2 protein-coding genes are annotated in these 18524 nt (G+C 46.7%); both read left to right on the forward strand.

Going from position 1 to position 18524, the window contains the following annotated elements:
* Nucleotides 1-413 precede the first annotated feature (413 nt).
* Nucleotides 414-17678, forward strand: coding sequence for a tandem-95 repeat protein (locus IW644_RS16865; protein ID WP_269918566.1), 17265 nt, complete (start codon nt 414-416; stop codon nt 17676-17678).
* Nucleotides 17675-18445 carry an outer membrane beta-barrel protein gene (locus IW644_RS16870; RefSeq protein ID WP_269918567.1) on the forward strand — a complete coding sequence of 257 codons (771 nt, stop codon included), beginning with the start codon at nt 17675-17677 and terminating at the stop codon, nt 18443-18445. Before IW644_RS16865 ends, IW644_RS16870 begins: the two co-directional genes overlap by 4 nt.
* The last annotated feature ends 79 nt before the right edge of the window (nt 18446-18524 follow it).

An 18524-nucleotide genomic window follows, 5' to 3' on the forward strand; every position in this document is an offset into this window, starting at 1 on the left:
GTCAATAAATACAAGTGTTATTCATGTTATGAGCCGCATAAAACAAAAATTTAATGTTTGGACAAATGCTTAATTTAAACAAAATTATTATCAGAAAAGCTTTTCAAGGCGCTACCGGGCGGGCGATTGCAAATTTAAATAGGGAGTTACCCCTAGAGTCTTTCCTTATCCTTATGTCTAGTTTTCTTGCTAGATCTATCGTTGTATCGTCCGCGCTTCGTTACGCTAACTTATTAATAAACAACAAATATTAGCTATTATTTATTTAATTTTAATGTTTGATTTGTTGGCGAAATCGAAATCCTTGAACTAACGTTCAAAGTCTTGTCGAGAGCTTTTCAAAAAAGTTTTCTCAATTAAAGATTATGGAAGAGAGCTATCTCTCTAATAAATATACGCGCTAAAGGAAAGACATGATCCGCACATTGTCCAAAGCCATTATCGGTACTTCATTACTTCTAGGTGCATTACAAACTGCACAAGCAGCAACCCCTGTTATCACCAACACAGCGCCGCAAAGTGCGTTTATTGGAGAGTCATTCTGTTACGACATACCACTAACTAACTCAGGTACCACTGGCTATGGTCCTTATCTGCGTGTTATTCATGATGCCGACTTAACCTTCAATGGTGCGACATTTATAGGAAGCAACAGTGATACAATTAATGTAGGCACATTCGACCCCATTGCGAACAATAATGAACTTGAAGATCCTATCATCGCTCAAACCGTTAGCGGAACGCAGGGGTACAGCTTTTCAACGGTAGACATACCAGTGGGTTCGGTTGTATCCAACGGCCCTGATTTAACAACTAATGTGTGTTTCACTATCGACAGCAATGCAACGCCTGCGGAAGCGTTTGTTATTGAAGTTACACCCGTATATGAGTTTGGCGACACGGCAACAGGTGACAATGGCCCAATAGTAGGCACAACGCAAAGTGCGTCGGTAGAGGCGGCACTTTACCAAGTAACCACGCAAAGCTCGGCTGCGGAAAACGAGCTTGCTACGGGTCCAAGTTTTTCAGCAACCGTTACCCATACGGTTGATGTAGCAAACGGCCCTACCATAAACAACTTACAGTTTACGGATGTTTTAAACAGCGGCGTTCAATACAGTGCTCAAGCTACGATAACTGGTGGAACTGGGTGCTCTATAGATAGTGAACCCTCTACGACAAACCCGGGTGGCACTTTAGATGTTTCGTGTGCTTCTGCTACGGGAACAAGTAGCGAAAATGATGTGCGCGTTAGCTACCCTATGCATTTTATCGATGTATTAGATGCGCAGCAGTGTAGTACGTCAAGTATTGTTCACCCGTTAGATTTTAATGCCAGTTTTAACGGCAATGGGCTTACCCAGGTTTCTAGCAGTGATACGGTTTCGGCAAAGCATGTTGCAATTCAGCAACGCGTTAACGCCACCCAATCAAGCCCTGGCAACACGCTCACTGTCACTAACTCTATTCAAATTTCTGACTATATATCGGTAGATTCTTTAATACTTAACGATACCATCGCCGATGGCGTAGATTTTTCATCAGATATCACGGTTAGCTATGGCGGAAGTACGTTTAACATACCAAGGCCTGCTTCAAGTACTGATAGCAGTCAAAATGAGACAATCACCTACAACGTTACTAACGCAACAGGCACGCTTGCTGGTGGAAGCGTTTTAACGGTTTCTTACACTGTTGATATACAGCAAAATTACGTTGGTGGTTATACCGGGGTCAGTAGTAACGCACCTGTTGTTGCAAACGATTCGCTGTCATTTTCTCAAAGTGCGCAATATAACCTAGCAAGTGGTGCGTCAAGCTGCTTGGAAGGTTCTAGTGATTCAGTATCTATTGAAGGAATAACAACCACTAAATTCCTCGTAAATTCTGACAATAATACGACTACAGAAGTTCTTGAGTACGCACCGGGTGAAAGCGTGACTTATCGCCTGCACATGAATATTCCGTCGGGCGATACAAACGACATTGTTTTCAAAGACTTTTTGCCGCTTCCTGTGTTCCTAGTTTCCTCGTCAACGATTAGTACTAGTTCAGATTTTTCGAATAACGCTAATTTCGCTTATGGCCCTGAGAACACAATAACGTCGCTTACACCTAGCATAACGCTATCGACCACGGAAAACAGCGTAACCCTAGACTGGGGGGATATTTCAACCTCTACGCCTGAAGTGCTTGAAGTTGATTTTACCGTTGAGGTTACCGACGAGCCTTATGCCGACGGTCTAAGGTTAGCTAACTTATTCCAGGGAACATCAACCAATACACCAGACGCTGTTAGCGCCGATCTTAAATCTGCTGAGATAATAGTTCGTGCACCAGAATTGACGGTTTCACTTGCCACTTCTGCAGGTAATGTAGATGCTGGTGATACAGTTCAGTACACATTAACGATAACTAACGAAGGTGGTGCCACATCATTTGACACCACCGCCAGTGTTCCACTTGTTGCTGGCGTAGCTTCGCAAAGTCTTGTTTCTGCAACGCTTAATGGGAATAGCACAACGTTAGGTGGCGGCTCCTTATCTGCTGGCACCTACAGTGTAGAAAACCTCGCCGCAGGTGATGTTTATGTACTTACCTTCACACAAGATATTGCGCAAACCGCAGAGCCTAATGATGTCATCACGTCCGAAGCGACAATAAATTGGGCATCGGCTTCAGGTCAGACCGTAACCTTCGACCCACAAAACGATGACGCATCGGTTACCGTTTCTGATATTGCTATCGCGTCAACCATAGTAAGTCCTACAGGTAATGTTGTGGTAGGTGATACCGTACAGTATCGGGTAGACGTGACGTTGCCAGAGGGCACCACGAACGACTTAACGGTAGATATGACGCTTCCTGCTGGTTTTGAATACAGCAACACGTTAACGGTAAATTCAACAGGTTTTGACGGAACCGTAAGCGCCAGCCCCACTGTGACATCGTCGGGAACTGTCGAAAGCGGGCAAACTGTTAAAGCTTTGTTTAACGACAGTACAACCACTAATAATGATAACGATCCAAGCGATAATACATTCTCAATTACGCTTGAAGCCTTGGTGCAAGATGTCACACAAAATGCCGCTACAACGTCAACGCAAAGCAAGCAGTTACAGGTAAATGCGGGAACCAACAATACCACCAACAATGCGTCAGCTACGTCAACTAACCAGTTCGCTGAACATGTATTAAGCGCAACAACGAGCGTGACGCCAAGCTCCGGCGTAGAAGCAGGCGATACGGTAACTGTAACAATCAACGTTGAAAATACAGGTACAGCTACCGCTTATGATGTTGAAGTGGTCAGCAATGTTAATACTGATATTTTCACAAATGTAAACGCAGGAACAACTCCATCTAATTTTACGTATGCACTTCAAACTTCACCAGACAGAGTAACCTATTCAGGTTCGGAGCTTGCTGCGGGTGAAAGCGTGCAGTTTACTTATACTGCTGAATTAAAAGCAGGTGCACGGACCGGTTCCTCATTTGAGATATCCGCACAAGCTACTGGTGATAGCCAAACTGGCGACCAAACCGTTGAGCGTGATTCACAGTCAGAAAGTGCAGATACCACGGCCACAAAAGCAATCTTAGCTGACAATATTACGTTGATAGCTTCTTCAGAAGCCTTTACCAGTGACACCGGCACACGAGAAGCCGCTATCGGTGAGGTGTTAACCTATTCGTTCACTACGGTCGTGCCCGAAGGACAGACAAAAGAGACCACTAATCAGGACATTATTGAAGTTATTTTGCCTGCTGGAATGGCCTATCAAGCGGGAACCGCCTTAATTCGTGGAACATTTGATACGGGCTTTAGCACTTCAAACAACGTATCAATTACAGCGTCAGATACAACTATTACCCCGGTTATCAGCGGTCAGTCTGTTATCTTCGACTTGGGTGATATAACAAATAGTGACAACGATGGGGGTGATGAAAGTATCACCGTTACGCTTGATGTGCTTACCTTAAACACCAGTAACAATAACCGTACAAACAATAAAACGGTAACGGGTGAAGTAAACTATTTAAATGAAAGCAACGCTAATCAGAGCAACAATACGACGCAGAATATTCGTATTGCAGAACCTAATTTAACTGCTACAAAGGCAGCATCCCCATCGACCGTTGATGGTGGCAGCGAAGTTACATTTACCGTCACATTAACTAATACTGCAGGCTCTCGAGTTTCGCGTGCTTACGACTGGTACATCAACGATAACGTACCTGCACGATTTAATACGGTTAGTTTGGTGAGCGCAACACATTCAAGAGGGGCAGGCATTGATGTAGCAGCCTGTGCAAGCATCAGTGGCAACGAGCTAACGGTTGAGTCTGATAGCTGCGCAGTTAGCGACATTGATTACCTAGCAGCGGGTGAAAGCGTCACCGTTGTGTACACTGCTAACGTCAATTTTGATATCGCATTTGAAGAAACCGTCACCAATACCGTCGCAACCTCAGCAACGTCTTTGCCAGGTGCATCAGGTACTGGAAATGCTACGCCAGGCGTAGCCGGTTCAGATACCGGTGAGCGTACTGGTAGCGGTGCTAATAACGACTCAGGCCAAAACGTTAACGATATCGCTGATTCTGCTATGGCATCAGTTACCGCTAACGCGCCCACGCTTACCTTAACAACTACTGCAGCCGATGCTGCAATCGGAACTGTGGTTGAATTAACCGCAAGTTTCTCTATACCAACTGGTACAACAGACAACTTTGTTTATACGTTAGATCTTCCTTCAGGCTTAACGTATACCGGCGACGCCATTATCATAACAACGCCGGTGTCAGATTTCACCAGTACAAATACACCTAATACCACTCCTGGTGAAGGAACCGACCCAGTAGTATTAGATTTTGGAACTATTACCAACAGCGCTTCAACGTCTCAACAAGTTACCATTGCTGTGCCTGTTGAAGTTGCTAATATCTTAGGTAACCAAGCTGGAACAACGCTAACTAGTACCGGTTCACTTAGCTACCAAGACGTGAGCACGCCAGCACCTTCTGCGAATGTTGACGTGGATGTTATCGAACCCAATCTATCTATTACGCAAACCATCATTGCAGGTGCAACCGCAAGTGATAGTGGCGATACGGTAACGTACCGTACAGTGGTAACCAACACGGGGAATACAGCAACTGCGTATGCTGTGGCCTTTGAGGATGTAATGCCCGCTGAGTTATTGGGTGGGCCTGACGGAAGCGGCTCTGGTGTTACCTTCTTTGCGATAACGCTAACTAACCCGAGTGACGAGGCAGTACTAACTGGCACAAATACAGCACTGACCGTGAGTGATGTGAGTGAGACAACTACGACCAACACTGGCGATACGCTGTCGGTTGCAGCATTCGACCTACCAGCTCTTGCAAGCGTTACCGTCGAATACAGCGTCGTAATGGCCAACGAAGCAAGCGCCGGTGAAACGCTTACGAATGCAGTTGAAGCAACCTATAACAGTCAGTTGGACGGCAGTGGGCTTAACGGACGTAGTGGCGCAGATGGCACAGACGACGATGATGACACTGCGCTAAATAACTATCGTGAAACAGCTAGTAGTAATGTAACGGTAGATAACACACTGGCTATTCAATCTTCACTTAATGCTACACATAGCGATAACGATTTCGCAGTGGGTGAGTCGGTTTCTATTGATGCGCGTATCGATTTAGTGGAAGGCACAATTAGCGGTGTTTCTATTGTAAATACGCTGCCAGCGGACATTCGCTTTGACAACATTAGTATTAACAGCCCGGCGCAAATCAGCTATGACGGCGCGGCAACGGCTAGCGTTTCTGGCAACGATGTCACGGTTGACTTTGGAACTGTGAGTAATACCGCTGATGGCGATAGCACCAATGATTACATAACGGTTACCTTTACCGGTGTTGTAGAAAACGAAGTAGGCAACGTGCAAGGTACAACACTTACAAACAGCGTGAATGCATCAGGCGGCGGCGAAAGCGCAGGTCCATCTACTATCGAGATCGATATCGTTGAGCCAAATCTAGACTCAACAATGACGCTCGATAAAACCTCGGTATCATTGGAGGATACCTTCACCTTAACAATCGACCTAGGCCACACCTCTAGTTTTGCTGACGCGTTTGAAACTTCGTTTAACGTTTCGGTGCCTGAAGGTCTTACTTATGTAGCAAATAGCTTCATGGGGCAAGGTACGATCGATGATACGTCGCCTACGCTACTTGTTGTAGATATGGGCAGTATCACGCTGGTCGAAGGCAGCAAGCAAGTGACAATGCAGTTCACTGTAGATAGTGATGCTGACGTGGGTAATGCACTTTCAATTGGTTTGACTAATGGTGCATATAGCTCAATGAGCGGTGACACAGCTGACGAACGTGATTATAGCTTCGCTGATTCTATTAACGTGACAGGTGATATCGCGGCGTTTATTGGTGCGACACAGTCAGTTGTGCTATCTGATGATATCAATGGCAATGGATTTATTGATGCCGGTGATACGGTACTCGTTACCTCAACGCTTACCAATGAAAGCGATAGCGCCACTGCTACTGACGTTGTATTTACTCACGGGGTTCCTGCAAATACAAACTATGTAGCAGGGTCTGCGACAACGACGAAAGGCACCCTTGATGACAGTGCCGGCATTACGGTAAATGTTGGCGATATGGCATTTGGTGAATCTGAAACCATTACTTTCGAATTGCTTGTTGATGCCAATACGGCAAGCAATACGCTTATTTCAGTGCAGGGTAGCGTAGATTCATCCGACACAGTAGCAGAGCCAACTGACGCCGATGGTAATGATGTAAATGGCGACCAAGCAAACACTTTCAGAGTGGGCACACCAGCAAACACAGCAGATTTAGATATTACTCAGCTGGTACGTCTAACTACCGATGCTGATACCAATGATGTCATTAGCCCTAACGATACGCTAACTATTACGTACTTAATTGAAAATACAGGTAGTCAGGCGCTATCAAATATTGCTCTCAGTGACGCTATTCCCACAGGTCTTACTTACGTTGCTAATTCGGCGACGGTAAGCGGTGGGCATACGGTTAGTGTAATTGGTAGTTCATTGAGCGCAGACTTTATCACGCTAGCAGCTGGTGCCAGCGAAACGGTTTCTCTTGATGTTACCATCGACTCACCGCTGGTTGATTTTAACGGCAATACCGCAAACGAAAGCTTCTCGCTACAAGGTGAAGCAACCAGTGACGAAACTGATACTATTTATGCCGATAATAACCGTGCAGATAGCGATGGCTTCCAGCCGCTTACGTTTAGTGCATCGACGGGCGCGGGCACGCCAGAACTAGAGATTATTCAATACTATGAACTTGTTAACGATGTAGACGGTGATGGGGTTGTTGACCCAGGTGACAGCGTACGGGTTTACACTGTGGCAACCAATCAAGGTTCAGCGACTGCAGAAAATGTGTCGTTTACTCAGCCGGTTAATGCGGGCTTAAGCGTAGTAGCTAATACAGCTGTTGCCAGCCAAGGCGTTGTAGTAAGCGAAACGCCGTTTGACGTAAACGTGGGCGGAATTGCCCCAAGTGAAACGGTAACCGCTTCTGTGGTGCTAACGCTAGATGCAAATGCAGCTGACAACACTGTATTTTCAACGCAAGCGCTGTTTAGCGGTGACAACCTCGGTGCCAACCAGTTAAGTGACAACGACAGTAACGCTTCTGATGGCGAGAATGCTCTACTTATTCCGGTTACTTCACAAGCGCAAACCGTATCTGCGCCAACCTTTGCCCTTACCGATACCAGTGATGGTGGTACATCTGGTAACAATTTTGTGCAGGGCGAAACACTAACCCTTACACAAACCGTTACTGTACCTAAGGGGACAACAGACGATTTAAGCTTAAGCGTTACCTTACCTGCTAATGTTTCATTGCTCGCCGAGGCGGGGGAACTTGCTCGTATCTTTAATACTGGCCTTTCTTCAGGTGTCAATCCAGCAAGTATTAACAGTGCTGCTAGCGGCACAGCGGTTAACGTGAACGGCAATATTAGTGTGTCTAACAATACGCTAACGCTTGATTTAGGCAGTATTGTAAATAGCGATAATGATGGTGACACTGAAACCTATGTGTTTAGCGTTGAGCTAGACACCAGCGCCCTAGTGCCCAGTGCGGCTACCCAAGATTTAACTATTTCTTCTGCGCTTAGCTACGTTGATGGCGCAGCTCAGCCTCAGTCATTAAATGCTAACGACGTGACGGTAACCTTACTTAACCGTATACCATCAGCGAATGATGATAGTTTCACTGTAGATGAAGATACAACCAGCAATACGTTAGCGGTCCGTAGCAATGATAGCGACGCAGACAGCGGTCAAAGTATCATCATTACCTCTGTAGCTACGCCAAGTAATGGCGGTACGGTAACTACAGATGGCGCGAACTTGATTTATACGCCGGCAGCTGATTTCTTCGGCACCGAAACCGTGCAATACACCCTTACCGATAGCGCAGGCGGTAGCGACACCGCCACAGCAACATTTACGGTAAACAATGTTCAAGATGCGCCTGTAGCACAGGCCGACTCAGCCAATACCACTGAAGACACACAAGTGGTAGTAAATGTCTTGGCAAATGATTCCGATGTGGATGGCGATTCACTGTCTATCACAGCGGCTAATTCTAGCAACGGTGCGGTTTCGTTCGCGGGAAGCAATATCACCTTCACGCCTGCACAAGACTTTAACGGTCCAGCACTTGTGACCTATACGATTTCTGATGGAAATGGGAACAGTGATAGCGCGAATCTAACGGTAGACGTGCAAGCAGATAACGATGCACCGGTTGCCACAAACGACAGTGCGAATACTAACGAAGATAATGACGTAATTATTGATGTGTTAGCTAACGACAGTGACGTAGATGGCGATGCCCTAAGTGTTACTGCGGTGTCGGCAAGCGCTGGTGCGGCCTCCGTAAATTCAAATGGCGATGTTCTTTATACGCCGCCGGCCGATTTCAATGGCCCTGTTACACTTAATTACACGGTTTCTGATGGAAATGGCGGAACCGATTCAGCTTCTGTATCGGTAACGGTTAATGCGGTAAATGACGCGCCAATAGCTAACCCTGATTCAGGGACGGTGAACGAAGACAGCAGCGTAATTATTGATGTTTTGACTAACGATACTGACGTAGATGGCGATGCGTTGTCGATCACCAATGCAGCATCGCCAAATGGTTCAGTAACCTTTAACGGAAATAATATTACCTTTACACCTACGGCCGACTTTAATGGCGCAACAACCGTAACTTATACCATCAGTGATGGTGCAGGTGGTACGGCATCAGGTACGGTGACTATTAATGTTACTAACGTTAACGATGCACCAGTGGCAAGTGATGACACGGCCAGCACGAACGAAGACACGGCGGTAGTTATTAATGTATTGGCTAACGATACCGACATTGATAACGATGCATTAAGCGTTTCAAGTGTATCGGCGACCAATGGTACTGCGGTAGTTAATGGTGACGGCAATGTGGTGTTTACCCCAGCGGCAGATTACAACAGTAGTGCCACAGTAGCCTATACGGTAACAGACGGTAACGGCGGCAGTGACAATGCGTCGGTGTCTGTAGCTATTGCAGCGGTAAACGACAACCCAATCGCTAACCCAGATACCGCAAGTGTCAATGAAGACGAGTCGGTTAGCATCAATGTACTTGCTAACGATACCGATGTTGACGGCGACACCTTAAGTGTGGCGAGCGCCTCTGTGACAACCGGTAGTGTGCAGGTTGTAGGTAACCAGGTGAACTACACGCCAGACGCTGACTTCAACGGCAACGCTACAATTACTTACACCATCGAAGATGGTGCGGGCGGCAGCGCCAACTCAACGGTGGCAGTGACGGTTGTAAACGTTAACGATGCCCCTGTTGCGAATAATGACACGACTAGCGTTGATGAAGACAGTAGCGTTGTGGTTAACGTTATTGCTAACGATACTGATGTAGACAACGATACCCTTGAGTTAACTGCGGTTAATGCTAGTACTGGTACGGCAACCATTAATAGCGACGGTAATCTTTTGTATACGCCGGATGCCGACTACAACGGTGCTGCAACAGTGACGTATACCGTTACTGATGGAAACAGCGGCTCAGATTCAGCAACAGTGTCGATTACGGTAAACCCAGTAAATGACAATCCGGTAGCTATTGCAGATACGGCGAGTGTACAGGAAGACGAAACGGTAATTATTAATGCGCTTTCAAACGACAGTGATATTGACGGCGACACGTTGCAGCTGTCGGCTGCAAGCAGCAGTCAAGGCACTGCAACCATTACCGGCGATAACACGATTAGCTTTACGCCAAGTGCCGACTTCAACGGTACAGCCACGATAACTTACAGTGTATCTGATGGCGCTGGTGGTAGCGCCTCATCGACAGTCACAGTAACGGTGGCGCCTGTTAACGACGCACCAGTAGCCAATGATGACGCCGGAAGAGTTACCGAAGATTCAAGCACTACGCTTGCTGTATTAGACAATGATACAGATGTTGACAACGATGAATTAAGCGTGACATCTGCTAGCGCATCTGAAGGGACTATTACAGTTAATGCAAATAACAGTGTGACCTATACACCACCTGCTGATTTTGATGGGGCGGCAACCGCCACCTACACTATTTCAGACGGAAATGGCGGTACCGCCACTGCCAGCATTAGCTTTACGGTAGAAGGGGTGAACGATGCTCCTATCGCTTTGGACGACACCGCTGTTGTTGATGAGGACGCTTCAGTAACAGTAGCTGTTCTCGCCAATGACTCTGATATAGATGAAGATGTGCTTTCAGTCTCGGTGGCCTCGTCAGCGCAGGGTAGTGCAGTGATCACGGCAGATAGCCAGGTTACTTTCTCGCCAAATGCTGATTTTAATGGCGAAGCGACAGTGTCATATACGGTAAGCGATGGTAATGGTGCCACTGATACAGCAACGATCACTGTTACCGTTAACCCGGTTAATGATACACCGGTAACGGTGGATGATACGGCCACAGTCGAGGAAGATGGCTCTGTTATTGTCGACGTGCTCGCGAATGACTCTGACATTGACGAAGACGTACTGACTATTTCAGACGTAACCGTTGACGAAGGTTCAGTCGCTATTCAAGGTGGGCAAGTAAGCTACACACCAGATGAGAACTTCAATGGTACAGCAACCATTACCTACACGGTTTCTGATGGCAATGGAGCAACGGCAACAGGTACGCTTGTTGTAACGGTTACCGCTGTTAACGATGCACCTACACTTGCTGATTTCACTGCTGCAACGAACCAAAATGAAGCGTTAACTATCGATGTTATCGCCAATGTTGAAGATGTAGATACAGATGATACGCATACTATCGTAAGCGCAACATCTTCAGACGGCACGGTTGAAATTGTTGACGGCAAACTGGTTTATACGCCGTCTGAAGATTATTCCGGTGAAGTAACCATCGATGTTTGTATTCAAGATGCTGAGGGCGAAGAGGCTTGTGCCCGTATTACCGTTACAGTGGTGTATACAAACATTGGTCCAGTCGTTGAAGATCTCGAGTTCACCATTTACGAAGGGGATAGCCTTCCCATCACGCTAACGGGTACCGACGCAGACGAAGACGTTTTAACGTTTGAATTGGTAACGTTGCCAACAGGTGAAGTGTTAGGTTCTGCTCCTTCTTTGCTGTACGTTACTCCAGAAGATTACAACGGTACGGTACTGTTCAGCTATAAAGCGAACGACGGTCAAGAAGATTCGAACACTGCCAATATCACAGTGAATGTGGTGGCCGTGAACGATGCGCCTGTGGCGGTTGCGGATACGGCTTCTACATTAGACGACTCAGCTGTAGAAATTGACGTACTAAGCAACGACCTTGACGTTGAAGGCGATGCATTATCAATACTTGGCGCAACAGCGGATAGCGGCAGTGTCGAAGTTGAAAATGGGATACTTGTCTATACGCCTGCGCTTGGAACGCAAGGCGATGTTCAAATTACTTATACTATTACCGATGCAAGTGGCGCCACATCGCAAGCAAGTGTAATAGTTACTGTTAGTGCCTCTGAGCAAACTGCTCAAACCTTCCCAGTTGTCGAAGCACCAGCGGATATTGAACTTGATGCCACAGGATATCTAACAGAAATTGCACTTGGTAATGCAACAGCTGTAGATGCAGGTGGTAACCCAATACCAGTAACCTTATTGAACGGTCAAACCCGCTTTACGCCAGGGCTACATACCGTTTACTGGCAGGCAACTGACGATGAAGGCGATACGACAACGGTTAGTCAAAGTATCCGCGTAAACCCTCAAGTGTCTTTAAGCGATGACGGTGTTGTCACCGAAGGTGGCGCAGCAAGCTTTGATGTACTGCTAAGCGGTAATGCACCTAGTTACCCAGTAACAGTGAGCTACACGGTTTCAGGTACTGCAGATACTAGCGATCACGACCTTATCTCTGGCACTGTCACCATTGAAGGTGGCACACAGGCCACAGTTAAATTCAATATTATCCCTGACACGGTTATCGATGACGGCGAAACGGTAATCGTAACGCTAAATGAAAACGTAAATGTCGGAGAAAAAGCGTCGCAGACTACCACAATTGCAGAAACGCCTGTGGCCCCAGTTGTAGCGCTGTCAGCTGAGCAAGGTAATACGACAACGTTAACTGTGGGCCAAAATGATGGTTTAGTCGACGTACTAGCGGCTATCAGTCACACCAATCCAGCCGCTGATTTTATCTACGACTGGAGTAATTCATCATCAGAGCTTACTAATGTTTCAGGTGATGACGGCGTATTTACTTTCGACCCTGCTTCAGTAGCGCCAGGTGTTTATGCGGTTACGCTTCTTGTGGCAGACAGTGAAAACCCAGCGCTTGTAAGTTCACGCACAATTTATATTGAGGTGGTAGAAACGTTACCTGAGCTTACTGGTGCAGACACCGACAGTGACGGCCTGCCAGATAATATTGAAGGCATAGGTGATGCCGACTTAGACGGTGTGCCTAACTACTTAGATAGCATTGCGCTTTGTTCTTTAGCGCCAGAGATTGCAGGTGAAAGCGCGCAATATCTTGTTGAGTCAAACGCTGGTGCATGTATAAGCGCAGGTGAGTACACCCGTGGCACTTCAAATGCTGGCGTATTGCTACTTGCTGATGACGGCGTAGTAACAAGTCGCATTCCGACAGACACGGAAGCTAACAATGTCGGTGGGTTGTTTAACTTCGACGTCGTGAATAGTCAGTCTAATCAAGCACAATTCGATGTGATTATTCCGCAGCGTAACGCGGTGCCAGAGGACGCATTTATGCGCACTTGGACTGCTGAACTTGGTTGGTTTGATGTTGTTGCTGACGGTGACGCAGTGATTTACTCAGCACCAGGGGCGCCGGGTTTCTGTCCTACCGTTAATAGTAGCGAATGGCAAGAAGGTCTGGTTGCAGGTAGCTGGTGTGTGAAGCTGACGCTCACTGATGGCGGCAGTTACGATGCTGACGCTACAACCAATGGAGCGGTTAGCTTTGTTGGTGGAGTAGGCACATTTGTTAATGGCAATACACTTCCTGACGTTCAAGACGATCAGCTGGCTATTAAGCTTAACGAAGCGGTAGAGGTTGACGTACTGGCTAATGACACAGATGCAGATGGCGATGCACTTACACTTACCTCAGTATCGGCTGATTTTGGAACAGCGACTATTGTTGATGGATTAGTGTCATACACGCCACCTGAAGGTTTCGTAGGCACAGTGATGGTTACCTATACCGTGTCTGACGGTATGGGCGGCACGGTAACGGGTACCTTGGTGCTAACCGTTGCTGAGAACAATATTCCTGTTGCAAATGATGACAGCTTTACGTCTGAAGAAGACGAGTCGGTAACCTTGGATGTGCTGTCTAACGATACTGACGAAGATGGCGATACGTTAACCATTACCGAAGTAACAGCGTCCACAGGCATGGTGATATTGTTGCCAAGCGGTGAGTTAAGCTATCAAGCGCCTGCCAACTATAACGGGGTGGTCACTATTGAATACACCGTTTCAGATGGACATGGTGGCACTGATACAGCGCAGGTAACCCTAACTGTCACTGCAGTGAACGATGCTCCTGTTGCCGTTGATGACACAGCAAGTGTTACCGAAGATGGCAGTGTTACAGTAACCGTACTAACAAACGATAGCGACATCGACGGCGATGTACTAACGGTAACCATGGCAAGTACTGAGAACGGAAGTGTGGTGGTCAATAACGGCACTACCGTTACCTATACACCTGTTGCCAATGTAAATGGTGAGGCATCATTTACCTACACTATCAGCGATGGATTCGGTGGTACTGATACCGCGACGGTTACGGTAGTCATTGTTGCTATTAACGACGCGCCAGTAGCAAATAACGACCAAGCTAATGTAAGTGAAGACAGCAGTGTCATTATTAATGCACTTGCCAACGATGCTGACATTGACGGTGATACGCTAATCATCACAGATGCAACGGCTAACTCGGGCACGGTAACTATCGACAGTGATGGCAACATTCTCTACACACCGCTGCCTAACTTTGTTGGAACGGCGATCATTACCTACACCATTTCAGATGGTAATGGCGGTGAAGCGACTGCGCAGATTACGGTGTCGGTTGAAAATGTAAATGATGCACCGACCCTTGAAGGTGGTGAAGTATCTACTAATCAAGATACGCCGCTTAGTATCAACGTATTATCCAATGCAAACGATATCGACGGTGATACGCTCACTATTGCTAGTGCCGAAGCGACTAACGGCACTGTAGAAATCGTTAATGGCGTGGTGACATTTACGCCTGCAGATGGTTTCCACGGCACTGCCACTATTACGGTATGCGTTGCTGACCCATCGGGCGCGCAAGCGTGTGCGACCTACACGGTAACCGTTATCGATACTAACGATGCGCCAACGGTAATGGACTTAACGTTTACAATGGAAGAAGACGCAACACTGCCAATTCGACTACAGGGTAATGACGCAGATGGCGACGCGCTAACTTATCAGCTGGTAACATCACCAGAAGGAGAGCTTGTAGGTAGCTTACCTAGTGTATTGTACGCACCTGAAGCCGACTTCAGTGGCACAACAAGCTTTACGTATACCGCAAATGATGGAGAAGAAACCTCTAACGTGGGTACCGTAACCATCAACGTGACCCCCGTGAACGATGCGCCGGTTGCTCGTGATGATGCGATAACCTTGGGTAACTACAACCCAGCTACAATTGATGTACTGGCCAATGACTCTGACGCTGATGGCGATACATTACGCATCATCGGCGCCCGTGTTGAATTAGGCGAGGTTTCTTGGGCTGACGATTCACTTATCTATACGCCGCTTGAAGGTTTTGTCGGTGAAATAGTAATTGACTACACCATCACCGACCCTCAGAGCGAGGTTGCCCGAGCGTCAGTGATTGTAGATGTTATGCCTGATGATTTGGCCGACCGCCCAGTTATTGAAGTACCAGAAGACGTGTTTGTAGATGCTAATGCACTATTTACCAAAATCGACCTTGGCGTAGCGTCGGCTGTCGATAAATTTGGCAATCCGTTACCTGTGTCACTAGTTGATGGCCTTATCTTCTACGAGCCGGGTAACAATACGGCATACTGGCAGGCGACAGACGAAGACGGTTTAACCTCTGTTGCTAGTCAGGCGGTACGTGTAAGACCATTGGTTTCTGTTACTAAGGATCAGGTAGTGCTGGAAGGCCATGAAGTAGAATTTGGCATTCACTTAAACGGTACGTCACCCGTTTATCCGCTAGAAATTCCATACACAGTAAGCGGTACGGCAGATAGCAGCGACCATGACCTGGTTGACGGCGTTATTGTGATGGAGTCAGGTAGTGATATAACGGTGAACTTCAATGTGTTCCCAGATGCGGACATTGAAGGTGTAGAGACGATCACGATTGAGCTTTCTGATGTGCTTAACATAGGTAATAAGTACATTCACGAAGTTACTATTCGTGAAGATAACGTAAATCCTGATGTTGACCTGTTTACCGAGCAGGACGGCGAATCAAGAATTCTCGTTATCCCTACTGGTTCTGACGTGTTAGTCACCTCTACTGTTGACCATCCAGATCCAACCAATGAGTATGAATTTGTGTGGACATCACTGGATGCGGACATTGCAGATACCGATAGCGTTAATGACACCTTTACCTTTGATCCAAGTGGCTTGGACGTTGGTGTTTACCGAATTCGAGCTACGGTCACAGATGCAGATGATACGGCCTTTACAGACTCGGATACCTTATACATTCAGGTAGTTGATACGCTACCGACACCTGCTGAACTTGATAGTGATGGTGACGGCGTACCGGATGTTGTGGATGGCCTTGCTGATAGTGACAGAGACGGTATTTTGGATTACCTGGATCCAACGCCTGAGTGTAATGTGCTTCCACAAGAAGTGGCGTTTGTTGATGGTTACATGGTGGAAGGTGACCCAGGCGTATGCTTGCGCCTAGGTAACTTCTCTGTAAGTAGTGAACTCGGCGGCGCTAAAATCATTGACGGCGACATTGCCGGCGACGATGACATTGTCCCTGACCCAGAAGCGACAAACATCGGCGGCATTTTCGATTTCATTGCCTATGGTTTACCTGAGGCGGGTCAAACGCTAAATATTGTGATGCCACAGCTTAAGCCAATACCTGCAAATGCGGTGTACCGTAAGTTCACGCCTGAAAACGGTTGGGTAACCTTTACGGAAAACGCGAACAACCGTTTATGGTCTGTTGAAGGTGAGCCAGGCTATTGCCCACCTCCGGGCGGTGACTATTGGACAGAAGGCCTAACTGAAGGGCATTGGTGTGTGCAGTTAGAAATACTTGATGGCGGTGTAGATGATGATGACGGTTTAGTTAACGGAACGATTGTCGACCCAGGCGGTGTAGGTGTTCTATTTAATGGCAATAGCCAACCTGTGGCGACTGACGATGCAGTAACTATCATTGTTGATGAATCTGCAACTATTGAAGTCTTGAGTAACGATTCAGACCCAGATGGCGATGACTTGCGTATTACCTCTGCTACAACCACCTTCGGCACAGCTGTGATAGCGGGGGATACCATTGAATACACGCCTCCACTTGGCTTTATTGGCGAAGTGATTGTTAATTATGGTATTAGTGATGGAAACGGAGGTTCAGACCTGGGTGTAATTACGGTAACCATTATTGGTAATAATCCTCCACAGGCTGTAGACGATACTGTAACGATAGACGTTGACCAATCTGTAACCGTTAACGTGCTTGCCAACGACTTCGACGAAGATGGCGATAGTATTCGTGTTGTAAGTGCCCAGGCATCAATTGGTAGCGTATCTGTTAACCCTGACGATACATTAACCTTTACGCCGCCTGCTGCATTTACGGGCAATGCTGTAGTCACCTATATTATTGAAGATACACAGGGCGGAACGAGCGAGGGCAGGCTAACTGTTACAGTTCAACCCGTGACGGTTAGAATAGAAAACTCTGGCGGAGGCGGAGGTAGCATGAACGCTACGCTGTTGATGTTACTAGTATTTGTAATGACATTGCGCCGCGTGTTAGCGGCCCAAAGAAAGGGAGTAAAAGCGTGAGCGTAACTAAGATGAATAGAACTTTTAGGCATGGGTTTATTAGCGTTGTTGCGCTAGGAGCAATGTTTTCTCTTCCAGTCATGGCTCAGCAATCTAATAAGGAAAGAGATGCTTCCCCTTTTTTAGCGAGCAAAACTCAATGCTTATCTAAAGAGGATGCCTCAAAACTTTCTAAAGAATATGAAAAGTGCACGGCTAAACAGTTTTTCATAAGCGGAAGTTGGGGTAGCGCATCAGGAGATTTCAAGGAAAGCGATGTACAACAAGAAGCCGCAGAGCTAGGCTTTGATGTCTTTGACATAGATATTGATGACACCCGCAGTGCGTGGAAAGCGGTAGTAGGTACCAATATTACCGAAAACAGCTTTATTCAAGTCGGTTATACCGATTTAGGTGATGTATCGGCAGCATTTTCAACCACGACCAACGAGCCATCTCGCTTTTTCAGCGAGACATCGCGTATTCGCCCAACATCAGTAGATGGCTATACATTAAGTGTAGCCTATCAGTTTTTACGTCATGAGGACTGGTTTTTACATGCGCATGTGGGCTTATATTTTTGGCAAGGTAATTACGATTCGTTAGATGTGTTTGAGGATACAGCCCTACTTCAAGACGTTGATGATGAAGGTACAGATCTGTTCTATGGCATTGGAGGTAACTGGCGTATTCACGACGACTGGGTTGCATCGATTGAGTATGAACGTTACGACATAGATGATAATGCTACTGACCTCTTTTCTATTGGATTAAGTTACTTGTTTTAACGCTAACTCATATCAAGACGTAAAAAAGTAATTGATAGCGAATTAAGGAGGGGGGCGTTTAGCCCTCTTTTTTATGTAG

The sequence above is a fragment of the Alteromonas sp. PRIM-21 genome, assembly GCF_027563165.1.
In the GTDB taxonomy this organism is placed as follows: Bacteria; Pseudomonadota; Gammaproteobacteria; order Enterobacterales; family Alteromonadaceae; genus Alteromonas; species Alteromonas macleodii_A.